Genomic DNA, 21,554 nt, shown 5'->3' with positions numbered 1-21,554 from the left:
ATCCGGGAATTGATCCGGATTCTCCCCTTTTTAATCCGGAATCAAAATGATTAATCCCTTTTAGCTATTATTAATCCAAATCAGAAAAAATTAATCCGTTATCCCATTTATTCTACGTTCGTGTCGAATTTTCTTTACGAAACGGACGTACTAGAACCAGCCTCATGTTCAACAGACCTCTCCTTCTTGATCACAATCACAAACAAGCTCGCTACGATACAAAAAAGACCCGCTAAGAAAAATGCCCACGTGTAAGAATCAAAGGCTTGAAAGATCACTCCGCCGCCAAAGGCCGCCACGGCTGCACCGGCCTGGTGGGAGGCAAAGACCCATCCGTATACGACCCCACTCTTCTTCACTCCGAATACTTGCCGGGATATCCCAATGGTCGGCGGGACAGTGGCGATCCAGTCCAGTCCGTAGAGAACGGCGAAAATGATGAGCAATGGATAGGATCCTTGCGATAAGGCGATCGGAAGTAACAGTAGCGACGCGCCTCTTAAAGCGTAATACCAGAATAATAGCCATCTGTTATCAAATCGGTCTGATAACCATCCGGAAAGGGTGGTCCCGACAAGATCAAAGATCCCCATGAACGAAAGTAGCGATGCAGCAGTGACAATAGGGATACCGTAACTGATGCAGTAGGACACAAAGTGCGTGCCGATCAAGCCGCTGGTGGAAAGCCCGCACACAAAGAAGCTGCCTGCCAGTAACCAGAATTCTTTTACTTTTACCGCTTCAAATAAACCTTTGAATGCAATCACAATCGGATTTTGCTTGGTATCTTCCTCTGTAGTTTCTGCTTCTTTTTCAAGACCATAAGGAAGGATTCCAACTTCCTTTGGGGAGTTTTTCATGAACAAAAGAATTATGACCAGCATGATGGCGCTGAGGAGCATAATCAAGGCGATCGCCCATCGCCAGGAATAGTGATCAATTAGCATAGCGAGGATGGGCAGCAGGATGAGCTGACCGGTTGCGGTACTGGCCGTCAGGATCCCTAACGCTAGCCCCCTTCTTTTTTCAAACCAAGTGTTGGCTACATACGGACTGAGGACGGTTAAAAATAGACCGGAACCTAACCCGATAATGATTCCCCAAATGAGGAGAAGCTGCCACGACTGCTGCATTAGGAACGTAAGCAGTGTGCCCGCCAGCAGGGTGGCCATGGATAACAGCATGATTTTCTTCAGTCCAAGCACCTCAATAAGGGCCGCCATGAATGGACCGGATATTCCGTATAAAAACAATCCGACGGCAAAGGCCAACGAAATGACGGAACGATCCCAATGAAACTCCTGTTCAAACGGCTCGATGAACACCCCGGAAGAGGACCTGACAATTCCGGCTGCAATGATCGAGAAAAAGACGATCATCAAGATGATCCAGCTATAATGCACTCGACTCCGACCCATACTTCCTCCCACATCCTTCAAAAAAATGTTATAATTAATATATTGAACAAATTGAACACTATACTGAATTTATTATATTGTACAATATGGTTATTATAATGTATATAGGAGGAATGCCCTTTTGGAAAAAATTCATGGAATCATTTCAAATAATCTAAAGAATATACGAAACAAGAGAAAGTTAAGCCTGGATGATTTATCCTCGATGACCGGTGTCAGCAAAAGCCTTTTACGCCAAATTGAAAAAGAAGAATCCAATCCGACGATCTCGACGATATGGAAAATCGCCGACGGATTGAAAATACCGTTCACTTCCTTGATGGAGCGAGAAATTCCAGAAACAGAAATCGTCCGGAAGTCAGAGATCGATCCTCTTATCGAGGGGAATGGGCTATATCGGTTATTTCCATCCTTCCGCTTTGAGGATGACAAGCCATTTGAAATGTACTCTGTCGAATTGGAACCAACGGCCAGCCTGAATGCAGGTCCTCATCACTCAGGAGCGATTGAATGCATCACGGTGTTCAGCGGTACTCTTTCTCTGACCGTCAATGAAAAGGACTATGTGCTGCAAACGGGGGACTCCATTAAATTCAAGGCAGACACCCCTCATACCTATTCCAATCCAGGCAGCGAAATGACAAAACTGAGCATGGTGATTTACTACTCCGAATCCAATTAAAAACAGAATGCCGGGTGTGGCATTCTGTTTTTTTCAACCATGGGGACAGGTACCGTGGCTCTTTATCATGATGATGCCAGGGTACCTGTCCCCCGGCTCAGAGGTCCGTCCCTCATCTATATACTACTCGGCAAAAACACCTTAAACGTCGTCCCCACACCAGGTTCACTTTCGACCTTTACTTCTCCCTTCATCCGTTTGACTATTTGATAACTGACTGTGAGTCCAAGTCCTGTCCCTTTTTCCTTGGTGGAATAATAGGGTCTGCCCAGTACCTTCAGCTGTTCAGGAGACATGCCGACTCCGTTATCCTGAATCATGATCAGCATCCGCCCGTCACGATGACGACTAGCCGTGGCCTTAATTTCCCCGTTCTCCTTTACCGCCTCGATGGCATTTTTCAGAAGATTAAGGAGGACTTGCTTCACCTCTAGCTTCATCCCCTGGATCATCAGATCATTCTCTACCTGTTTAGTGATCTTGATGCTGTTCATCACCGCATACGTAGACATGACGTCGACCGATTCATTCATGGTATCCGTCAAACTGAACACCTGGTATTCCTCTGTCTGAGGCTTGGCCAGGGAAAGATACTGATTAATGACCTCCTGGGCGTGATCCAGTTCCTGTATGGAGATGTCGATGAAGCTCTTTTGTTCTGCCGTTAACGATCCTTTCTGCAGAAGCTGCATGAATCCTCTGACCGTCGTCATGGGATTTCGAATTTCGTGTGCGACGGAGGCCGCGAGCTCGCTGACGACGTTAAACTTTTCCGCCTTGATGAGTTCTTTTTTGATTCTGAGTTGCTCCAGTCGATTCTCAATCAGATAGATGGAGAGGAGCAGCGTAATCCATATGATTATGGTGGAGCTTACCATAAATAGGAGTTGCTCCTTTTCATGGGTCTGAAGTAAATAAACGGATCTTGTCACCGGGATGAACAAATAAAAACCAGAAAGCAAAATGATTTTTTTCATCCAGGTAAACCGCCTATACCACTTAGATATGGGGATCAGCAACACGGTATAGATCGCATAATTCATTAGCAAAAACATCCATACATGTTCAGTAAATACCCCAATCACAAGCATGGCGATAAACGTACTAAACCCTACTCTTTTTCCTCCATAGAGAAAAGCGAGGATGATGGGTATCACTTTAAAATCGTATACGTATCCGCTGGAGTAGACCACTGGAAACGTCATGGTAAACACTAATACAGCACTATTCATCAAGATAAACGTAAGGACGAACCCTCTTGTGCCCCTGTCCGATTCGCTCATGAACATCTGAAAGACAAGAATCGCAAATAGAATAAATACCACATGCAAAATTAAATGATGAATCGTCTCTAACATAGGGGTATCTCCTTTAGGGAAAATAGCATTTATTCCTAACCCTTCGACATTTTCCCGGGAAATACCTCCTGTTTTTTGTGATTATTCGACAAAAATGGATGGACTGCTGCTTATTGGGTCAAAGGTCCGTCCCTCACCTTTTTGATACCATCGCATAATTCGTATGCTTTTTTCTTATACTAATCCAAAATATTTCCATTATGAATGAGGTGACACCACTGCATGGAAGCAACCAGTTTAACAACGAATGAACTGATTACAATCACCAGCGCCATCGTGATTGGTACATTGGCAAGAATCACGATCATGAAAGAAGATTTCAGGCAGTATCCAAGCTATCCGAATGGCTATCTGATTCAGATCATTACAGGATTTGTTGCAGCATCACTTGGTGCAGTCGCAATTCCCGCATTACTTAGCAAAAACTTCGTGGCCGTGACCTTCCTGACATTGGCTCTCCAGCAATTCAGGGACGTCCGCAAAATGGAAAAGGAAAGTCTGAGTGACTTGGAGGAAACAGAATTCACCTATCGAGGGAAGGCATACATAGACGGCATCGCGAAAACGTTCGAAGCAAGGAATTATATTGCCTTTATCGTCGCACTCGTCACATCCCTCACGATTTCCATTCTGCACAACGCACTGAACGTTAATAATCTGGTGATCTGCATAGCAGGTGGCGCCGTTACAGGCTTCGCTCTCCTCTATTACCTGCAGCGATTCACGAAAGGCAAGACGATTGGGGACATTGCAGAAGTAAAGGAAGGAAAAGTAGAAGTCAAAGAATCATCCCTCTATGTGGACGATATGTATGTCAGCAATCTGCTCGGAACGGACAACGCTGAGAAGCTTTTTTCAGAAGAAGGGATGGCCGTCGTCATCTACCCGAAAGAAAATCATTTCAGAATCAACCTGGATAATTTTGGTCAGAGACAGGCGGCACTCTTTGAAGCCTGCCGGGCACTCGGGGTCAAACGATATCAATTTACACGTAAGGACTATGTGGACGGAAAAGTCATGATCACCCTCGTCCCCATCAAGCGAGACATCGATGCCTTCATCGAAGCCGTAAAAAAATGTCCACTGCTCGAAAGCACAAAAAAATCTCATGCTGTAATGAAAACCAACTTGAAAGGGTGAGGAGATATGAGCAGGGAAAGTTCCATGAAACCAGCCTATCAAATATTGGCGTATCTAACCTCTGACCGTGACAGAGTGATCAGCGGAGGGCCCTTGCTTTTATACAGCGACAACCTTGAAGAATTAAAACAAATGACCGTCGACATCGCCAAAGGAATGAAAGCCGATGTTGTCCAAATGACAAATGGGGACTACCTGGTGATCAGAGTGTGAGGGACGGACCTCTATTTTCATAATTTGGGATAGATTATTTAGGGGTTTAAAGGTCCGTCCCTCTACTTCTTAGGAATTGATCCTGTTTGGAGTATTTTTAATCCTTAATTCCAATAATTAATCCAGTTCGAAATTTATTGCCCTTCTAACTCGATTTATTCATCCTATTTTTTGTTAATTGATCCGTCGTGTCGAATTTTCTTCATATCAGAATGAAAAAGGTGCCTGTTCCCTGATATTCTCGGAAGCCAGGCACCTATATTTATTATTATTGAATCTTGGAAGCAGCAGAACCGTCCCCAAGCTTCCCTCATCCAGCCACTTCACCAAATTGACTATTATACAGATCCGCATAAAAACCGTTCTTCCTTAGTAGTTCTGCATGCGATCCCTGTTCAATGACAGAACCCTGATCCATGACGAGAATCAGATCGGCATCCTTGATCGTCGACAAGCGATGAGCGATGACAAAGCTTGTTCGTCCTTCCATCAACCGGTTCATCGCCTGCTGAATCAAAAGCTCGGTCCGGGTGTCAACGCTCGAAGTCGCCTCATCCAAAATCATGATCGGAGGGTCAGCTAAGATCGCCCTTGCGATCGTGATAAGCTGCTTCTGACCTTGCGAAATATTGGATGCTTCCTCATTCAGGACTGTATCGTACCCTTCAGGCAAAGTACGGATGAAATGATCGGCATGGGCCATCTTGGACGCCCGCATAATCTCTTCTTCCGTAGCCCCCGTCTTACCATAAGCGATATTTTCCCTGATCGTCCCCTTAAAGAGCCACGTATCCTGCAGCACCATCCCAAAGCTTCTTCTCAGTTCACTTCGAGGGACAAGCCTCGTATCGATGCCATCAATCTTGATTTCTCCGCCGTTCAGTTCGTAGAACCGCATCAACAGATTGATCAGAGTCGTTTTTCCCGCTCCGGTCGGTCCGACGATGGCGACGGTCTGACCAGGCTTCACGTCGATGTTCATGTCGTTGATCAACAGATTCTCACCGTAACCGAAGTCCACATGTTCAAAGGCAACCGCGCCTTTAGGACGGGATAAGTGCGCCACTGTTTCTTCCTTCACTTCTTCTTCCTCATCCAACAGTTCAAATACCCGTTCAGCTGCCGCCACCGTTGATTGGATGATGTTCGCGATGTTTGCCGTCTGAGTGATCGGTTGGGTGAACTGGCGTGTGTACGTGATAAAGGCTTGAATATCCCCGATGGAAATCGCACGATTCGTGACGAGGATCCCACCGACGACACTGATCAGCACATAGCTAATGTTTCCGATGAACATCATGATTGGCATGATGATACCGGAGATGAACTGCCCTTTGCTACCCGCTTCATACAGTTCGTCATTCACCGAATCGAATTCTACACCGGCCTTCTTTTCATGACCATATGCCTTTACCACTTGATGCCCGGTGAACATTTCTTCAATATGACCATTCAGCTGACCAAGCGTCCGCTGCTGATCGGCGAAATGTTTCTGGGACCGTTTCAAGATTGGTCGGATCGCAAACATGGAAACCGGTAAGCTGACAACGGAAATCAATGTCAGCAGAGGACTGATGGAGAGCATCATAATGATGATTCCGACAATCGTCACAATCGACGTGATGAACTGCGTCAAACTTTGCTGAAGCGTACTGCTGATCGTATCGATGTCATTCGTCATCCGGCTTAGGGTCTCCCCGTTCGGACGACCGTCGTAATACTTCAATGGAAGCTTTTCAATCTTTTGATTCACATCTTCCCTCAAGTCATACGCTGTCAGCTGGGCAACGCTCGACATGATGTATTGCTGGATAAAATTAAACACACTACTGAACACATAAAGTCCGGCAAGCATCAAGAGAATCTCACCGATTTTGCCAAAATCGATTCCGGCACCGGGCACCCCTTTGAACTTCGCATAGGCTCCCTCGAATAATTCCGTAATGGCGTTCCCCATGATCTTAGGACCTACGATAGCAAAGACAGTACTTAAGATGGCTGCGAAGAGAACCGCCGTTAACTGTCCACGGCGCGGTTTTAAATACCTGAGGAGCCGTTTCAAGGTCGCCTTGAAATTCTTCGGCTTCTGCCCCATCATCATCATGTTGCCGCCACCCGGGCCGAATCCCATCTGACCGCCGCCTCTTTGAGGTTTTCGTTGATTACTCATGCCGTTTCCTCCTCTGAAAGCTGTGATGCGACAATTTCCTGATACACCTCATTGGTGTCAAGCAGCTCCTGGTGGGTACCGATACCGGCTACTTTTCCCTTCTCGAGCACGATGATCCGGTCGGCATCAACGACGGTGCTGACCCGTTGAGCGACGATGAGAACCGTTGCGTCTCCGTTTTCTTTTTTCAAAGTAGCACGAAGTCTGGCATCCGTTTTGTAATCGAGAGCAGAGAAGCTGTCATCAAATAAGTAAATATCCGGCTTCCTAACCAGGGCCCTTGCGATCGACAACCGCTGTTTTTGACCCCCGGAGAGATTGGAACCGCCTTGCTCGATTTCTGCCTGGAATCCGCCTTCCATCCGGCTGACGAATTCTTCCGCCTGGGCGATACGGGCAGCCTCTGCTACCTCATCATCACTCGCCTCTTCTTTTCCAAAACGGATATTCTCCGAAATGGTTCCCGTAAAGAGGGTGGCTTTCTGAGGCACGAGACCAAGCTTCGACCTAATTTCCTCTTGGGAAGCTTCTCGAATATCCACCCCGTTGACACGGATGGTTCCACTCGCCACCTCATAAAATCGCGGAATCAAGTTAATAAGCGTCGTTTTCCCAGAGCCGGTTCCCCCAATTATGGCCGTCGTTTCTCCCGGATTTGCGGTAAAACTAATATCCGACAGAGCAGGCTCTTCAGCACCCGGATAATGAAAGGTGACCGAATCGAATTCCAGTGTCCCCTTCAGAACGTCTGCTTTGTTCGTCCCTTTATCTTCAAAAGAAGGCTTCATTTCGAGTACCTTGTTAATCCGTTTCGCCGATACATCGGCACGGGGCACCATGACGAACTTCATCGACGCCATCACTAGAGCAAACATGATCTGCATGACATATTGAATGAAGGCCATCAAGTCCCCGATCTGCATGCCGCCGTTATCGATCCTAATGCCACCGAACCAGATCACGGCGACGACGGTCATATTCATGACGAGCATCATGACCGGCATCATGAATGCCATGATTTTATTCACCTTGATCGACACGTCGGTCAGTTCCTTGTTCGTATGCTTCAATCGTTCCTTCTCTTCCGGTTCACGGTTGAAGGCGCGGATGACACGAATACCGGTCAGGTTCTCACGAAGCACGAGATTCAACTGATCCAACTTTTTCTGAACGGTTTGGAACAACGGAATCCCTTTATACAAAATCAACAGGATCGAGCCGACCAATACCGGCATCGTCAGGATAATGACCAGGGATAACTTCGCATCCATCAACACTGCCATGATGATTCCGCCAACTAACATGATAGGAGCGCTGATGATCATCCTGAGCATCATGATGACGACCTGCTGTACCTGTGTAATATCATTCGTCGTTCTCGTAATCAGAGAAGCCGTTCCCACTTCATCAAATTCCTGCAGTGAGAATTTCTCAATTTGATAAAAGAGCTTTTGGCGGACATCGCGTCCTAAACCAATGGCAGCTTTAGAAGAATAGAAGCTTGCAATGATGGAAGCCACCGCACCGAAAGCGGACACGACAAGCATGAATCCACCAATCTTCCATATATAAGGGATATCCCCGACAACGACACCCTTGTCTATGATGTCAGACATAAGCGTAGGTAAATAAAGGGTCGACATGGATTGAATGAAGATCAGCAGAAAGATCCCGACGACCATCCATTTATACGCCGATAAGTGTTTTAAGAGCTTAATCATGTGGCATCCTCCTCTTTCGCTTTCTCATCAAAGAAGTCAGCAATCCGCTCATGAGCCAGCAAGAGTCCTGCAAACTCCTCTTCCGACAGATTGTCAACAGCGCCTGCTGTCAGCTGATGGATGCTTCCTTCCTGTTTGTGAATGCCTTTTAACATCGTCTCCCCTTCACGACTCAGAGAGAGAAGCATTTCCCTTCGGTTGTCCTCCACTTGCTTCCTTTGGAGGTAGCCTGCCTGAACAAGCCCATCGACGGCTTGACTTAGCGTGCTTTTTGGCAGGAACGTCCTTTCACCCACTGCCTTTTGAGTCATCTCTTTCTCAGGGGCAATGGTGACTAAAATCGTATATTGTGGAACGGATAGTCCATTTTGTGAAGCTGTTTTCTGGACGAATCGCATCATGGTTTTATTCACTCTCGAAAAGGAACGCAATAATTGAAGTGCAGGAGTGATCCCCTTATTTCCATTTTCCATCCATTTACCCTCACTTCTAATAGTTAATGTATTGAACTGTTCATAATGGAACTATTTTAGTGTATTCCTTTCAAGTTCGTTAGTCAACGAAATGCTTTCGACATGGGAAAATGGTGAAGGTCCGTCCCTCATGTTTCACCATGGTGGAGTCATATACTTTTCTTTAGAAGGGGGAGAAGCGAATGAATCCTGGTAATGAGCCAATAAGAAAAGGATTGAATGGAAAAGCGGTGGCGTCTTTTATATTGGGTATCGTATCCATTGTGATTGTGATTATTCCTATGATAGGAGCGATATTTGGGGTGGTGGGTGTCATATTGGGTATGATTGCCCGAAATGAAGTGAAGCGGAGTGGCCAGGAGGGGAGGGGGCTTGCCATTGCAGGGGTAATTTTTAGTTGGATCGGCATTTTGTTTTCAATCTGTTGGGTGGCTATGGCGTACATGACGTTTTCGAGTGGGATCTCATTTTAGCGTTAAAAAGGGAATTTTCGTATGGGAAGTTCCCTTTCTCCATCTCTATAATGGATGAGGGGAATGAGAAGCTCATCTCTATTTATGGTCATAATTCCGTATGGGTTTCAACATGATATGAAGGGAACTTCTTCTCCGTATAATATGGTATTCTTTATCTAAAATAGAAAGGAGTTTTATATGATCCAAGACTCCAACACAGTTACCCACACATTCACAGGAGAAACCATCTCTTTTTTAAAGAAAACCAAAGAAGCATTATTAATCGAAGTAAGTCTTCCTCCCAATACAGTGGGTCCGCCTCTTCATTTCCATGACCGTTTTACAGAACAATTCACCGTCATAGAAGGAAAACTCACTGTCACTCACAAGAAAGAACAACACGTCCTAACACCTGGTAAAACAATATTTGTTCCATTAAAAGAAGCCCACACATTTCATAATCAATCTACTAAACCTGTTCGATTCACCGTATCATTGGCGCCTGGTGAAGGTTTTGAAGAATCAGTACGCATTCATTATGGTTTAATGGAAGACGGCTTAACCAATGATAAAGGTATACCGAATAACCTGTTTAACACAGTGTATATTCTTTACCTTCAAAACACCTTAGTATCCGGTATCCCCATTTGGATTCAACGATTCTTGTTTCGGTTTTTCATTCAAATTGGAAAACGAACAGGTAGGTATAAGCTTTTGAATAAGTATCTCTCACATTAATAGGGATTGGCCGTGACAAGGGGCAGGCCCTTGTCACGGTCAAGAAACTCCGCCTGTTGTTATTGAGGTCTTCCTTATGTTCAAGGTGAATTACATACAAAAAAAGCACTGCCATCAGCAATGCTCACCTTTATTCAAATACGTGTCTTCTCCCTCAAGTAAAGACTTTCCACACCATCTCATTAAGAAAAACGAACGCAACCTTTACCAACCGTTAACACTCCCTCAACAATTGATTAATATCCAAATGCTACAGTAATACTTTCATCTCAATTTATAATGGAGGTTTTCTATTGCTATTCCCGGTGATAAAAGGACCTTTTTCCTCTAAAAAACATGCTATAAAGAATACCAAGGTGACGGAGTGCGGGATTCCTTATCCCGATTTTTTTGAAAATATCCGATCGGCGAAAAAGGCGATCTTTTTTAAAGAAATTAAAGAAATCTCTTGTCCCTTCTGTAGAGAAAAAATCAGCACCCTTTTCTAGAATAATGCAACTGTCTGTCTCGATTGGAGGCAGATTTTTTTATGGTGTGGTCCTACATCCAAAAAAAGGACCGTCCCCCCTGCGCGCCGAATACAGCACATAGAGGGACGGTCTAGGATGTAGGTTACTTCTGCTCCATCATCTGAATCAGGTTTCCACATGTATCATCAAACACAGCAATTGTGACGTTCCCCATTGCTGTCGGCTCCATTGTAAAGTTTACCCCTTTGTCCACTAATCGCTTATGCTCTTCATGAATATCCGAAACCCCAAACATCGTGACTGGGATGCCATCTGCGAATAGTTTCTCCTGAAATTCTTTCGCAGCCGGGTGTTCATTCGGTTCAAGCAACAGCTCGGTCCCTTCCTCGTGATCCGGTGAAACAAGTGTGATCCATCTGTGTGCCCCGGTTGGAACGTCATGCTTCTTAACAAAGTCCAGCGTTTCTGTATAAAACGCCAATGCTTTGTCCTGGTCCTGAACGAATATACTGGTAATGAAAATCTTCATCTGTAATGGCCTCCTCTGGAAGGGTGATTGAGTAATTCCTTATTCTACCCATCCTTTTAATAAATTCGTAAGCGGTTCTTTGTTAAACGTAAGCACTCGATATTTCCCCTTGCGCTGTGACAAGACGAGCCCGGCTTCTTCCAATAGGTTAAGATGTTTCGTAATGCCCTGCCTGGTGATGGAAAGATCATGCTTCATCACGAGACGAGCCGTTAGTTCATATAACGTCAACTCGTTCCGATCGGAAAGCTCATCCAGGATCAATCGCCGCGTCGAGTCGCTAAGGGCTTTGAATATAACGTCTTTATCCATACGTCCATTATAAGCAACCAAATAGTTGCTCGTCAATCAGGCAAAGTAGAGTCTTCCTCGAACCCAAGGTAAAAAAATAGACCTTCTTTCAATAAGAAAGCCTACCTCAGGTTCAGTCTAACTAGTAAAAAAAATCCCCTAAATGTCGTATTGTTTAATTCCCCACACTACGAATGAATCAGAATCACTTCATAAGAACCTTGAATGAATAAGATCAGATCACCAAATACACCTATACAAAAGAAAACAAAATAATAGCTCGCGTTACTGATATCCAGCTTGAAGAGTTCTTTGAATGCTTGAATAAATAAATGTTGAAACTTAAACCAAGTGAGCACCCATCCAATGAGTAGAAACGTGATAATAGCCAATGACGTATTCGTTCCTTTATCGGCAATTATTTTTACTAAACCGCCTAATTATTATGTTGATTCTATCATATCAATGGATGAGCCGTTGTATAACTTAAATATCTCTCTGACTTCCACACAGGAAAAATATGTTAAACTTAATGCGAGGGGGCGAGAAAAATGAGTGAACACGTTCAAACGTTGAAAGAACCTATCCATTTAGAAGGCGGATTCAAACTAGTTTATCAAGAACCAAAGGATTACATACGATATTATTCCATCTTTTATGGACAAAAATATGCAGACTACTATTTTAGAAGATCAGCTGCGACATTAATCGAACAAGCTTCGATTTTTGACTGCGGGCATTTCATTATGAAGGATGAAACCATCATTGGCGGTGTATTCCTGAAACCTAATTTCATGTCAGATTTATTTATTGTTCCACCTTATGAGGATTATAATGGGTTAGTCCAAATGCTATTACCCTATTTAAAAACGATATCAAAGACCGAAGATAAGATCCTCATTAGAGAAGTGGTAGAAGAACATGTGCCAACGTATGAACAACAAGGATGCCAGATTCATGAAGTGAATTATTGGATGACCCGTCCAACACAATCCATGTCGGCCATACTTCCTGAAGGATATGCATCAAGAGCGATTGTCGGTGAAGATACGGATGAGATAGCCACTTTGATTATGAAAGCCTATAGAGCGAATTCTGTTTATAAACACATCGCAGCCAAAGAGGATTATATGCTGCATGTGAAGGAATTTCTGGACTTACACCAAAACAATCCCATCATGGATGAGAGCTCACGAGTGATCATCGATACGGGAACGAACACCATCGTGGGTGTCTGCCTCCACATGGAATTTGAGGAGTATCCTCTCATTATGAGTTTAGCCGTAGACCCCGATCATCAGCATAAAGGTCTCGGTCGATTTCTATTAACCCATTCCATCAACAGTTCAAGTAAAGAATACCCGGCTACCCGCCTCGCTGTACTCAAAGATAATCCAGCGATTAAGCTTTACGATAGCCTTGGATTCATTCGAAATAAATCGATCACGGATATGTATGCAGAGTGACGAACGGGAAGAAAAAGGAGAAGTGCCATGAAAGGACTCATCATAAAATCCCCTTGGATCGAACACATATTGGACGGAAAAAAGACGTGGGAAATCAGGGGCTCCAACACAAAGATACGTGGAACGATTGCTCTCATCAAGAGTGGATCAGGTATGGTGTATGGGGAAGTCAATCTCATTGATAGTAAAGAGTTAACCTTAAAGGACTATCAGGAAAGCCAAGAGTTTCACTGCGTTCAAAGTGAGAATGCTCAAGACTTACCTTATCAAAAAACCTATGCCTGGGTTCTTAAAAACCCCAAGATCTATCCGGAGCCCCTACCGTACAAGCATCCGATGGGGGCGGTCATTTGGGTCAATCTTCCGGCGCAAACAATAGAGTCTTAGAGGTAAATCCTCTAAGACTCTATTGTTTCTGAGCTTTCATATACGCTCTATAACGCCATTGAAAAATAAGATGAGTCATCAAAAACAGAATGACCCCCACTATATTAAACAGAAAATATACATTTACGACATCTCTCATGGAATCCAGTGGATACATACCGCTCAGAAGCAACGTCGGAAAAACCGTTACCAGCATAAGCACATAATGAACGAAAATTTGTTTTATGAAACGCCAACCTTGACGCTTGTCACTCCAAAGAAAAAAGCGATGAGACCCATGAAAAAGGCGTGATTTGAAGCTACCGATAATCCTTGATAGGTAAGCCAAAGGGACACGAGTGTCAGGAGAATAAATGGGATCGTGCCTCTGAGTAATCCTTTTTTTAATAGATTCATTTGGGTTCCTTTCTTATGATCGATATTTCCCATCATCTAGAGCCACTCTTCAACGCAATGTACTAATTTGGTTTTGGTATCGAACCTTACTTTTTTTCCTATGGCTAAAGGATGCATGGGATGAGTATGACAGGTATCAAATTCTCCTAAAATAGGAATCTCTTTATCATCTAATTGCTCCATAAGGATCTCTATAGGTTTCTTTCCGGTCCCTAAATCATCATATCCCTCGTGCTTTCCTAAAATGATTCCTGATACCTTCTCAAAGATTCCATGCATTTTGAGCATCGCAAAGTTTTTTTCCACGATAGACGCGTCCTTCGCGCAATCCTCTATCAGTAAGATGTCCCCATTTTGAATAGGTGGGAAATACTCTGTTCCAATAAAACCATACATGGCATTTACATTTCCACCTACTAATCTCCCTTCTGCCGCACCGGTGTTTCTTGTTATCCACTCATTTGGATAGAGAGCTTTATCCCTGGTCTTTTCTAACCAATTAACAGGTTCATCAGACCAAAACTTCGGCATCGGGATTTCATAAGGAAGGTGACATTCACTCATAAAGTAATTTTCAAAATACTGATACGTATCGTTCACTAACGGTTCAAATTCACCAAACGAAGGAATAAGAGCAGGGCCATAATAGGTCGTTACATTTGTTTTATGATAAAGTGCAAGTAAAATGGCTGTTACATCTGAATACCCTACCACGATTTTAGGATTTCGTTTGAACTCCTCATAATCGATATACGGTAATAAGCTGTTAGAGTTAGTACCTCCGATCGTTGACATGACCATCTTAATTTCAGGGTCTCTCAATAACTCATTCAATTCATTTGCACGCGCTTTAGGTGAACCTGAGCGATAGACTTCAGACTTATCCGTTAAATTTCCTTCTACTATGCTGAACCCTTTACTTTCAAGGAATGCCTTAGCCCGTTCGTATCGTTTCCTTGCTGTAACCGTCGCAGGTGCTGATGGAGTGAAAATCCCTATCTTATCACCTTTTTTTAATGGAAGCATCGATGTCACCTTACTTTCTTAATAGCGTTATACATTGTTTTTCTTATTTTTGAACAAATCCTATTATTGGGCACTACCCAGCCAAGTATGTGCCAATCTGCCAAACCAGAACTCCGGCCGCAGCAAAGACAAAAATGGCATTCCCAATCATTGACTTCTTATGCCCATTCCTCTTATCTTCTATCAGATCAAACAAACCCTTATATAACCAAAATAGGATCATCATAATCCAACCTAAGCCGTCATTATAAGGATCTTCATCAAATAAATAACGGACAGAAATCAAAAGGATGATCGCAAGAGGAACCGTTCTAAAGAACGTCCACTTCTTTGATGTTGCTTCACTTTTCAATTTTATCCTCCTATTCTTGAACCACAGGGACAGGTACCGTGGCCCTGTGGTTCACATACCCAATTCGCGCTGCACAAAATTACGCCCCTCTATTGTTCATTCTCCTGATCTGATAGTTCACCTCGATTTTCCGAGTCAGAACATACACAAAATACCCAAGCATGGCACCGATTCCATTACAAATAACATCATCAATATCCGTCACTCGTCCCCATCCACCTTTCAAAGATTCCAGCAGTTGTAAGCACTCAATCGTGACAGAAACAACAAATCCCCATAGAACAATGCCCTTTAGACTTTTCGTTTTATCCCATAAGAATGGTGCCAAAAAGCCAAACGGCATGAATAATAGAATATTCCCTCCTACATTTCGAGCAATGAGGGAAACCATAAAGAGTACGTCTCCATCATAAGCAGTCCCGATCTGACTGATATCACCCATGATAGATACCAAAGGAACCAAATTTATACTACGGAACAGGAGATGGGATTCGTGCGGAAATCCAATAGGGAATGGAAATAACGTCACCGAAATAACGCAACCTATATATACAACAAAAAGCAAGTGAATCATTTCCCTTTGCCACTGGACTTGAGCGAGTTTCTGATATTTCATTCCAACCAAAATACCTCGTATTGTCATATAACATACGATCATTGGCACAATGATGACATTTCCATTTAGTAGAATCATTCTTTGACCTCTTCTTTTTCAATTAATATGAGCCATATGGACAGATACCTCGGCTTACTTTCATGGTAAGGCCACGGTGCCTGTCCCCCTGGCTTCCTACCCATCGATCTTCTCAATCAACCCAATAACCTCTTCATCCTCCCCCGCATCAACCGAAACTTTCTCCGCATCTTCCACGATTCCTTGCGTATACTCCTCCATCGACTCCTCTAGCTGTTCACTAGTTGGCCAGTGCGATGGAACATCATACACATTTATCGTGCCGTCCCCATTACCGCTGTATGTGACGACGCCATCGGCCATGGCTTTGCCGCTTAATACGATGACGTCTTCAGGATAAGAAACACTCTCTTCATCATAAGGATTCAACTTCTCCCCGGCTGAAATATGTCGGACATTCAGCTCTTCTACTACGTCTTGATTCCCGATCACCTGCAGCCAGACGCGGGCGTATTCGATTTTGTCTGAAGGGTATGTAGACAGAGGATCTTCTTCGCTGTCTGATTGGTTTTGAGATGTTGCCTCTTGCAAATCAACGGAATCAACCGGTTCATCTGCTTCAGCCTCTTCTGCACGTTGACTTTCTTCCTTTTCGGGCTCCGCTTGTTCCGTACTTCCACTTTGCTCCGCTGCCCCACTACATGCCATCAGGAGGAACCCCATGGCGAGTATCATGATAAGCAATAATCGTTTGTTCATTTTTCCTCCCCCAACACTCTTTGAATAAATGATGCTTTCCCTTCGGAATACGCCTCCCGATCATTGGAAAATTGCTCCGCCAGATGCTTTTTAAGCTCGGCGTACTCTTCTTTTAAGGAAGGGTTTTCATTTAATCGGTCTCGAAATAACCGCTGTTCCTCCCATCTCGGTTCCCCTTCCAGCATGAGGTGCAGATGGGCGACGCGCTTCTCATTCTCCACCTTGATAAAGAATCTTCTCCATGGCCGGTTATCGAGCTCCGTCGGTACATAATGCCATTGATCCTTCGCAAGCTTCTCGGATATCTCCTCAAGATCAGCAAAGGATGGAATCATGGCCATCACGTCAAGAACCGGTTTCGCCGGCAGGTCGCGTATCGAAGTGCTTCCGACATGCTCCACGTCCTTTACACCAAAGGGACTCAAATGGTGCAAAAGCTCCTTCACTTCCGTTCTCCCGGCTTCAATCCATTCCGGGTTTGGACGCTTTATCTCAATTGTTTCCACAGCCCATTTTGGCCAATTGTGATGTTCCATCCGTCACCCCACCCCCTTCTCGAGTTCAATCTCATCTCTGATCGGAATCCCTTCATTCCCAATCAAAGGGATCTCAGGCTAAATCTCTCTCGCTTTCTCCACGGCATTCCGGTGGATATTCGATAGGACAAAGCCCCTTTTTTGATAAAATTTCAACGCCAGCAGATTGTCATTGGTCGTAATCAGTGTCATGCGTGTGCATCGGTTCTCAGCAGCGACTCTTTCTACTTCTTTCATCAGGGCAGTGCCGATTCCCTTTCGTTCTTCCAAACTATCAAGTGAAATAATCTCACATTCTCCATCCCTAAACATATATGTAATCAAGCCCGTGATAACACTCTCTTCATTCAAAACGGCAAAGCCGTCTAAACGAGTGCAATCATAGACTCCGCTTGAAATCACTATCTTCGAGCTACCCCACTTCTGATTAAAAAATTCAATAAGGTCTTCTTTCGGTATCTCATTCAGCGATACAATGTTCATTCGTCCTCTCCCCCTTTTTTCCTTCTCACGAGGCACTCTACTGGAAGATACCATAGATTTAATTGTAAAAAAAGGAAAATATAAGAAGCTCCATGTTAAAATAGAATGAAAGACACACCAAAAATGGGGGATGTATAGATGTTTGATACATTTAATTTTGACACCATTTATCGTGAAAGAAATGATGTAACCCCTCTAGTGGTCATGATGTGTGGGATTGCCGGATCTGGGAAAACCACATTTTCAAAAATATTGGAACAGGAAGGGTTTATACGTCTTTCAGTTGATGAAGAAATATGGGCTACACACGGCCGCTGGGGGATTGATTTCCCCATGGAAAAGTTTGATGAATATAGAAAATCTGCAGAAAACAGATTACGTAACCGTTTAGTAAAGTTAATCCACGACAAGCAACAGGTGGTGATTGACTTTAGCTTTTGGGACCGCGTCAGAAGGAACCAGTACAAGAAACTGATTGAGGATTCAGGCGGTAAATGGAAACTGATTTATTTAAAAGTACATCCAAAGGATTTACGTGAACGACTAAAGCTACGTAACCAACGTTTTGATGCAAACTCCTTCCCTATTTCAGAGGAACGTTTAGCATCTTACCTTAATGGATTTGAGGTACCAAGTGGGGAAGGAGAAATGGTTATTGAAAATTAGACGTTCCCAACGACTAGACCACTTCAATACAAATCAAAAAGCTTGGGAAGCATCCCAAGCTTTTGTATGGCTATTTAAGATTTCTCCCAACGTGATCGTCTTTCAAAGGGACTTTCTCCCTCACTTCCCAACACTCTCTTCCAACACCTTCGCCCTCACCCAGCTCCGGCCAAACAACCCCGTATAAACGAGAACCGTTCCAACCATCACGATGAAACCGATATACACGCTCATCATCGTCGGCATCAGAAAAGCACCGATAATGATGGTGGATCGTGCGACCAGGTCCGCTCCGCTGAACGACAGATTAGAGAAGGCAGAGTAGGAGCCCCGCTTGTCGCTTGGGATCATATTCGCTTGCTCTGCGTTTCGGATTGGGGAGTAGATCAGTTCCCCCATCGTTGCAACCAAATTAAACGCGATCAGGATGTACCATGTGTTGGCCGATGTAACCGTCGCATAGCCGATGCCATACAGGATAAGCCCGATCAAGAGGGCGTTCTTTTTATTCAGGCGATCGGTGTAGCGATTGATGATGAATGTGAGGCATACGACGAGCAGCATGTTCTCGATGTTCAGGATACTGAGCATCCTGACCCCAACAATTTCAAAATTCCCGATACTCACGGCCTTGAATGTTTCCGCAAGGCGGATCCCGATATAACTGTTCAAAGAGAATTCCGCTGCGAAAATGAAGGTGGACCCTGCCACCACTTTGACAAACGCTGAATCTTTGAAGGCAATCCGGTAATTATTCACGAGATCGATGAACACATTTTCATGCTTTTTCTGCAGTTGGTCCTTGAAGTTGTCCTGAAGCCAAATCCCATAGGCAATGGGAATCGTCGTCGATGTGAAGGTCAGCATCATAAAGAGCTCAGTCTGATGGTTCAAGTACAGCAGTCCCCCGAGGGCGGCACCGATGGCCATGGACAGGTTTATTAACCAGTAATCCAGAGCGTAGACAGCTTTCCGGTTCTCCGGTGTCGTCGAGTCGATGATGATTGCATGCATCGCCGGTCGTCCCAGACTGCTCGTGATGATGAACCCGATATAAGCACCCGCAAACAGCATGATCAGATTATCTTTTGGAAATAAGCTTACCGTCATCATGAAGAAAAACAAGGCATTCAGCCAGGACGTGGTCAGCAGGACTTTTTTCCGCGGAAAGCGGTCTGAAATGTACCCCCCGACCAGATTAACGAAGAATCCGATCATCACGGTGGAGATCAGGAAGATCCCTGCCCAGATCTTATTCAGTTCTTGTGCAAAGAACAGCGCCATGAACGGCATGACGGCGGATGAAACGGCACGGTTAAAGAATGACGTAATCATCCGAACTTTAATATTTTGAGGTAATTCCTTCCACTTCATGTTGTTCCCCCTCCTCTATTTACAGTATAGTAAACTAGACGGAACATTATAAAAATAGACACTTTTCAAATCGATGTCCCCTTTTAGGAGGAGAAGCAACATGGAGAACAAATTACTCACCCTTTGGAGGTACTACCCTTCAGGCAGCATCCGTGTGGAAGAAATCTCTGAAACCCTTCAACTGAGCCACAAACAAACCACCCGCTATTTGAAAAAATGGAATGAAGAAGGCTGGATTGCCTTTACACCCGGTCGAGGACGGGGAAATGTATCGACCCTTTTATGGAAGAAGGATGTGGAAGAAGAATTTGAAGAAGAAGTCGTGAAGCTGATGGATGAGGAACCGATTGACGAGAGCAGCAAATATCTCATGTACAACTGGTCGACGGACAGCAAGCTGAGGCTGATGTCGCATTTCCACAGTAAACTCGGCTTTGTGAAGGAGTCCAAGGATAAGCTGATCGTACCGAAGAGGTATCCCTTTTTCTCCATCCATCCCTTGGAGGCAGCGGACGTCATGAGCGCCCACCTCGTGGCGAACATCTTCAACCGCTTGGTCTCCTTCACGGAAGAAGGAGACATCCTCCCGGAACTTGCCCACAGCTGGGACGTATCCCCTACCAAACTACGACTTTATATAAAAAAGGATGTCCGGTTTCACGACGGATCCATCCTGACAGCAAAGGATGTCGTCCATTGTCTCGAGCAGCTCCGGACCTGCACTCACTATCAGGAGCTATGGGAACCGGTTGTTCGGATAGAAGTGAAGGCTCCCCTCATCATTGATATCCATCATCCCAAAGGCTGTAGCTACATCCTCCCCATGCTCAGCATGATTTGTGCGAGCATCTATAAAGAAAACAAGGGACGGACCTTCGGGACAGGATGCTTTTCCCTTGAGGAGAATACCGATTCGAAGACGACCCTCGCTGCTTTTAAAGAGCACTTTCAGGAAAGGCCACTCCTCGATGCCGTAGAATTCGTCCAAGTGCCGAAAGACTTTAAGGGAATCTATCATTCTCACATCGAGGAGAATCAAGTCTCCTCCGTTGAAGTCGAAAGTGACTCTGGTTTCGGGATTGTCGTCATGAATGCCTTGCCGGGGCGAGATTCTCAGATTCAAAGAAAAGAAGTCCGGGATTATTTACACTGGGTGATTGCGAAGAACCGCCACAGCCTCTCTGACCTGGACCCCCGTCTGACACCGAACGGAAAGAGTATTCTGATCGGGCAGGATCAATCCATGACTATTTCGGAGGCGGACCGTCCACAGTTTACAGAACCGATCGTGATCCGCTGTGCCAATCATACAGCGAAAACCACCGAGTGGCTTGTCGAGATTTTTGAAAAAGAAGGCATCCCGGTCGACGTTCAATGGTTCTCCTTTGCTGACACCTTGACGAGACAGCCTGAAACTTTCCATGTGGACCTCTTCGTGCATGGTGAAATCTTTGAATCGAACCAGGATTTTTCGTTTTATTATTTTTTGAAAAACGGCTATTCCCCTTTGGCTGGACTTTTTGAAAAAGACTCTAAATGGGAGGCTTACTTAGAGGAGTATCGTCATACTCCATTTGCAGAATGGACTTCGTTGAATATGAATCTCGAGCGCAGGCTTATGACAGAATCGATCATGATCCCACTATATTATGAGAAACGCTACATTCCTTTTTCGACTGATATTATGAATATTGAGATCAAGCACTTTGGGTATGTAGACTTTTCGAAGTTGTGGGTGCGTCCGGAGGTATAGATTGAACGAGAAGCCGGACATATGTCCTTTTATTTTTTACCTGAAAACGGGTATCTTAAGGAAG

Annotated in this window: 23 protein-coding genes and 1 pseudogene; 9 read left to right on the top strand and 15 right to left on the bottom strand. The window is 44.5% G+C overall.

Annotated elements, in window-relative coordinates; all coding sequences use genetic code 11:
* Positions 1 to 134: 134 nt before the first annotated feature.
* Positions 135 to 1,418, bottom strand: coding sequence for an MFS transporter (locus ACIGG7_RS03095; RefSeq protein ID WP_397548767.1), 1,284 nt, complete (start codon positions 1,416 to 1,418; stop codon positions 135 to 137).
* 121 nt (positions 1,419 to 1,539) lie between these two features.
* Here ACIGG7_RS03095 and ACIGG7_RS03090 point away from each other — a divergent pair, with 121 nt between their 5' ends.
* Positions 1,540 to 2,100, top strand: coding sequence for a helix-turn-helix domain-containing protein (locus ACIGG7_RS03090; protein WP_397548766.1), 561 nt, complete (start codon positions 1,540 to 1,542; stop codon positions 2,098 to 2,100).
* A 116-nt stretch (positions 2,101 to 2,216) separates the two neighbouring features.
* On the opposite strand, the gene ACIGG7_RS03085 is transcribed toward ACIGG7_RS03090, so the two are convergent.
* Entirely contained in the window at positions 2,217 to 3,458 is a 1,242-nt protein-coding gene (locus ACIGG7_RS03085; protein ID WP_397548765.1) for an ATP-binding protein, read from the bottom strand.
* 222 nt (positions 3,459 to 3,680) lie between these two features.
* Here ACIGG7_RS03085 and ACIGG7_RS03080 point away from each other — a divergent pair, with 222 nt between their 5' ends.
* Positions 3,681 to 4,598 (top strand): YIEGIA family protein, encoded by a 918-nt coding sequence (locus ACIGG7_RS03080; protein ID WP_397548764.1) that lies wholly within the window; start codon positions 3,681 to 3,683, stop codon positions 4,596 to 4,598.
* 6 nt (positions 4,599 to 4,604) lie between these two features.
* On the top strand, positions 4,605 to 4,811 hold the full coding sequence (locus ACIGG7_RS03075; protein WP_397548763.1) for a capping complex subunit for YIEGIA: 207 nt from the start codon (positions 4,605 to 4,607) through the stop codon (positions 4,809 to 4,811).
* 310 nt (positions 4,812 to 5,121) lie between these two features.
* On the opposite strand, the gene ACIGG7_RS03070 is transcribed toward ACIGG7_RS03075, so the two are convergent.
* Genes ACIGG7_RS03070 through ACIGG7_RS03060 form a run of 3 tightly spaced genes read right to left on the bottom strand, consistent with a single transcriptional unit; the run spans position 5,122 to position 9,175 of the window.
* Positions 5,122 to 6,981: an ABC transporter ATP-binding protein gene (locus ACIGG7_RS03070; protein WP_397548762.1), complete on the bottom strand. Its 1,860-nt coding sequence runs from the start codon at positions 6,979 to 6,981 to the stop codon at positions 5,122 to 5,124.
* Positions 6,978 to 8,702 (bottom strand): ABC transporter ATP-binding protein, encoded by a 1,725-nt coding sequence (locus ACIGG7_RS03065; RefSeq protein ID WP_397548761.1) that lies wholly within the window; start codon positions 8,700 to 8,702, stop codon positions 6,978 to 6,980. The genes ACIGG7_RS03070 and ACIGG7_RS03065 overlap by 4 nt, the downstream gene beginning before the upstream one ends.
* The gene (locus ACIGG7_RS03060) at positions 8,699 to 9,175 is read right to left on the bottom strand and encodes a MarR family winged helix-turn-helix transcriptional regulator (protein WP_397548760.1); all 477 of its coding nucleotides are present in this window, start codon (positions 9,173 to 9,175) and stop codon (positions 8,699 to 8,701) included. Before ACIGG7_RS03060 ends, ACIGG7_RS03065 begins: the two co-directional genes overlap by 4 nt.
* A 182-nt stretch (positions 9,176 to 9,357) precedes the next feature.
* On the opposite strand from ACIGG7_RS03060, the gene ACIGG7_RS03055 reads away from it, so the two are divergent.
* Both ACIGG7_RS03055 and ACIGG7_RS03050 read left to right on the top strand, forming a co-directional pair.
* Complete coding sequence (locus ACIGG7_RS03055) at positions 9,358 to 9,648, top strand: DUF4190 domain-containing protein (protein ID WP_397548759.1); 291 nt, start codon at positions 9,358 to 9,360, stop codon at positions 9,646 to 9,648.
* A 180-nt stretch (positions 9,649 to 9,828) separates the two neighbouring features.
* Entirely contained in the window at positions 9,829 to 10,368 is a 540-nt protein-coding gene (locus ACIGG7_RS03050) for a cupin domain-containing protein (protein ID WP_397548758.1), read from the top strand.
* Positions 10,369 to 10,980: 612 nt separating this feature from the next.
* Here ACIGG7_RS03050 and ACIGG7_RS03045 read toward each other — a convergent pair.
* Both ACIGG7_RS03045 and ACIGG7_RS03040 read right to left on the bottom strand, forming a co-directional pair.
* Positions 10,981 to 11,367 (bottom strand): VOC family protein, encoded by a 387-nt coding sequence (locus tag ACIGG7_RS03045; RefSeq protein WP_397548757.1) that lies wholly within the window; start codon positions 11,365 to 11,367, stop codon positions 10,981 to 10,983.
* Between the two features lie 39 nt (positions 11,368 to 11,406).
* On the bottom strand, positions 11,407 to 11,679 hold the full coding sequence (locus ACIGG7_RS03040; RefSeq protein ID WP_224942490.1) for an ArsR/SmtB family transcription factor: 273 nt from the start codon (positions 11,677 to 11,679) through the stop codon (positions 11,407 to 11,409).
* Between the two features lie 530 nt (positions 11,680 to 12,209).
* On the opposite strand from ACIGG7_RS03040, the gene ACIGG7_RS03035 reads away from it, so the two are divergent.
* Together ACIGG7_RS03035 and ACIGG7_RS03030 are read left to right on the top strand one after the other, a co-directional pair.
* Positions 12,210 to 13,124 carry a GNAT family N-acetyltransferase gene (locus ACIGG7_RS03035; protein ID WP_397548756.1) on the top strand — a complete coding sequence of 305 codons (915 nt, stop codon included), beginning with the start codon at positions 12,210 to 12,212 and terminating at the stop codon, positions 13,122 to 13,124.
* A 27-nt stretch (positions 13,125 to 13,151) separates the two neighbouring features.
* Positions 13,152 to 13,511, top strand: coding sequence for an ASCH domain-containing protein (locus tag ACIGG7_RS03030; RefSeq protein ID WP_397548755.1), 360 nt, complete (start codon positions 13,152 to 13,154; stop codon positions 13,509 to 13,511).
* 222 nt (positions 13,512 to 13,733) lie between these two features.
* On the opposite strand, the gene ACIGG7_RS03025 is transcribed toward ACIGG7_RS03030, so the two are convergent.
* The 7 genes and pseudogenes from ACIGG7_RS03025 to ACIGG7_RS02995 all read right to left on the bottom strand — a co-directional run bounded on the left by ACIGG7_RS03025 (position 13,734) and on the right by ACIGG7_RS02995 (position 17,697).
* Entirely contained in the window at positions 13,734 to 13,943 is a 210-nt protein-coding gene (locus ACIGG7_RS03025) for a hypothetical protein (protein WP_397548754.1), read from the bottom strand.
* Positions 13,944 to 14,933 (bottom strand): S66 family peptidase, encoded by a 990-nt coding sequence (locus ACIGG7_RS03020; protein ID WP_397548753.1) that lies wholly within the window; start codon positions 14,931 to 14,933, stop codon positions 13,944 to 13,946.
* A 73-nt stretch (positions 14,934 to 15,006) separates the two neighbouring features.
* The gene (locus ACIGG7_RS03015) at positions 15,007 to 15,285 is read right to left on the bottom strand and encodes a hypothetical protein (protein WP_397548752.1); all 279 of its coding nucleotides are present in this window, start codon (positions 15,283 to 15,285) and stop codon (positions 15,007 to 15,009) included.
* A 79-nt stretch (positions 15,286 to 15,364) separates the two neighbouring features.
* Positions 15,365 to 15,979 carry a VanZ family protein gene (locus ACIGG7_RS03010; protein ID WP_397548751.1) on the bottom strand — a complete coding sequence of 205 codons (615 nt, stop codon included), beginning with the start codon at positions 15,977 to 15,979 and terminating at the stop codon, positions 15,365 to 15,367.
* A 96-nt stretch (positions 15,980 to 16,075) separates the two neighbouring features.
* Positions 16,076 to 16,678, bottom strand: a complete 603-nt coding sequence (locus tag ACIGG7_RS03005) for a hypothetical protein (RefSeq protein WP_397548750.1) — start codon at positions 16,676 to 16,678, stop codon at positions 16,076 to 16,078.
* Positions 16,675 to 17,214 carry a GrpB family protein gene (locus ACIGG7_RS03000; RefSeq protein WP_397548749.1) on the bottom strand — a complete coding sequence of 180 codons (540 nt, stop codon included), beginning with the start codon at positions 17,212 to 17,214 and terminating at the stop codon, positions 16,675 to 16,677. The genes ACIGG7_RS03005 and ACIGG7_RS03000 overlap by 4 nt, the downstream gene beginning before the upstream one ends.
* A gap of 3 nt (positions 17,215 to 17,217) precedes the next feature.
* A pseudogene (locus tag ACIGG7_RS02995) lies at positions 17,218 to 17,697 on the bottom strand (GNAT family N-acetyltransferase).
* 138 nt (positions 17,698 to 17,835) lie between these two features.
* On the opposite strand from ACIGG7_RS02995, the gene ACIGG7_RS02990 reads away from it, so the two are divergent.
* Positions 17,836 to 18,363 carry a P-loop nucleotide/nucleoside kinase family protein gene (locus ACIGG7_RS02990; RefSeq protein ID WP_397548748.1) on the top strand — a complete coding sequence of 176 codons (528 nt, stop codon included), beginning with the start codon at positions 17,836 to 17,838 and terminating at the stop codon, positions 18,361 to 18,363.
* A 120-nt stretch (positions 18,364 to 18,483) separates the two neighbouring features.
* Here ACIGG7_RS02990 and ACIGG7_RS02985 read toward each other — a convergent pair whose 3' ends face one another.
* Positions 18,484 to 19,737, bottom strand: a complete 1,254-nt coding sequence (locus ACIGG7_RS02985; protein ID WP_397548747.1) for an MDR family MFS transporter — start codon at positions 19,735 to 19,737, stop codon at positions 18,484 to 18,486.
* Positions 19,738 to 19,837: 100 nt separating this feature from the next.
* Here ACIGG7_RS02985 and ACIGG7_RS02980 point away from each other — a divergent pair, with 100 nt between their 5' ends.
* Positions 19,838 to 21,490, top strand: coding sequence for an ABC transporter substrate-binding protein (locus ACIGG7_RS02980; RefSeq protein ID WP_397548746.1), 1,653 nt, complete (start codon positions 19,838 to 19,840; stop codon positions 21,488 to 21,490).
* Positions 21,491 to 21,554: the final 64 nt, after the last annotated feature.

Source organism: Rossellomorea sp. NPDC077527 (genome assembly GCF_044542955.1).
GTDB lineage: Bacteria > Bacillota > Bacilli > Bacillales > Bacillaceae_B > Rossellomorea > Rossellomorea aquimaris_E.
Note: the sequence above shows the minus strand (reverse complement) of the source record. Positions and strands in the feature narration are given on the sequence as shown.

Excerpts from the sequence above, each read along its gene's own strand:
- ACIGG7_RS03000 (WP_397548749.1), bottom strand. The coding sequence starts at position 17,214 with ATGGAACATCACAATTGGCCAAAATGGGCTGTGGAAACAATTGAGATA.
- ACIGG7_RS03040 (WP_224942490.1), bottom strand. The coding sequence starts at position 11,679 with ATGGATAAAGACGTTATATTCAAAGCCCTTAGCGACTCGACGCGGCGA.
- ACIGG7_RS02985 (WP_397548747.1), bottom strand. The coding sequence starts at position 19,737 with ATGAAGTGGAAGGAATTACCTCAAAATATTAAAGTTCGGATGATTACG.
- ACIGG7_RS03055 (WP_397548759.1), top strand. The coding sequence starts at position 9,358 with ATGAATCCTGGTAATGAGCCAATAAGAAAAGGATTGAATGGAAAAGCG.
- ACIGG7_RS03030 (WP_397548755.1), top strand. The coding sequence starts at position 13,152 with ATGAAAGGACTCATCATAAAATCCCCTTGGATCGAACACATATTGGAC.
- ACIGG7_RS03060 (WP_397548760.1), bottom strand. The coding sequence starts at position 9,175 with ATGGAAAATGGAAATAAGGGGATCACTCCTGCACTTCAATTATTGCGT.
- ACIGG7_RS03075 (WP_397548763.1), top strand. The coding sequence starts at position 4,605 with ATGAGCAGGGAAAGTTCCATGAAACCAGCCTATCAAATATTGGCGTAT.
- ACIGG7_RS03005 (WP_397548750.1), bottom strand. The coding sequence starts at position 16,678 with ATGAACAAACGATTATTGCTTATCATGATACTCGCCATGGGGTTCCTC.
- ACIGG7_RS03070 (WP_397548762.1), bottom strand. The coding sequence starts at position 6,981 with ATGAGTAATCAACGAAAACCTCAAAGAGGCGGCGGTCAGATGGGATTC.
- ACIGG7_RS03050 (WP_397548758.1), top strand. The coding sequence starts at position 9,829 with ATGATCCAAGACTCCAACACAGTTACCCACACATTCACAGGAGAAACC.
- ACIGG7_RS02980 (WP_397548746.1), top strand. The coding sequence starts at position 19,838 with ATGGAGAACAAATTACTCACCCTTTGGAGGTACTACCCTTCAGGCAGC.
- ACIGG7_RS03085 (WP_397548765.1), bottom strand. The coding sequence starts at position 3,458 with ATGTTAGAGACGATTCATCATTTAATTTTGCATGTGGTATTTATTCTA.
- ACIGG7_RS03080 (WP_397548764.1), top strand. The coding sequence starts at position 3,681 with ATGGAAGCAACCAGTTTAACAACGAATGAACTGATTACAATCACCAGC.
- ACIGG7_RS03065 (WP_397548761.1), bottom strand. The coding sequence starts at position 8,702 with ATGATTAAGCTCTTAAAACACTTATCGGCGTATAAATGGATGGTCGTC.
- ACIGG7_RS03010 (WP_397548751.1), bottom strand. The coding sequence starts at position 15,979 with ATGATTCTACTAAATGGAAATGTCATCATTGTGCCAATGATCGTATGT.
- ACIGG7_RS02990 (WP_397548748.1), top strand. The coding sequence starts at position 17,836 with ATGTTTGATACATTTAATTTTGACACCATTTATCGTGAAAGAAATGAT.
- ACIGG7_RS03035 (WP_397548756.1), top strand. The coding sequence starts at position 12,210 with ATGAGTGAACACGTTCAAACGTTGAAAGAACCTATCCATTTAGAAGGC.
- ACIGG7_RS03095 (WP_397548767.1), bottom strand. The coding sequence starts at position 1,418 with ATGGGTCGGAGTCGAGTGCATTATAGCTGGATCATCTTGATGATCGTC.
- ACIGG7_RS03045 (WP_397548757.1), bottom strand. The coding sequence starts at position 11,367 with ATGAAGATTTTCATTACCAGTATATTCGTTCAGGACCAGGACAAAGCA.
- ACIGG7_RS03020 (WP_397548753.1), bottom strand. The coding sequence starts at position 14,933 with ATGCTTCCATTAAAAAAAGGTGATAAGATAGGGATTTTCACTCCATCA.
- ACIGG7_RS03025 (WP_397548754.1), bottom strand. The coding sequence starts at position 13,943 with ATGATGGGAAATATCGATCATAAGAAAGGAACCCAAATGAATCTATTA.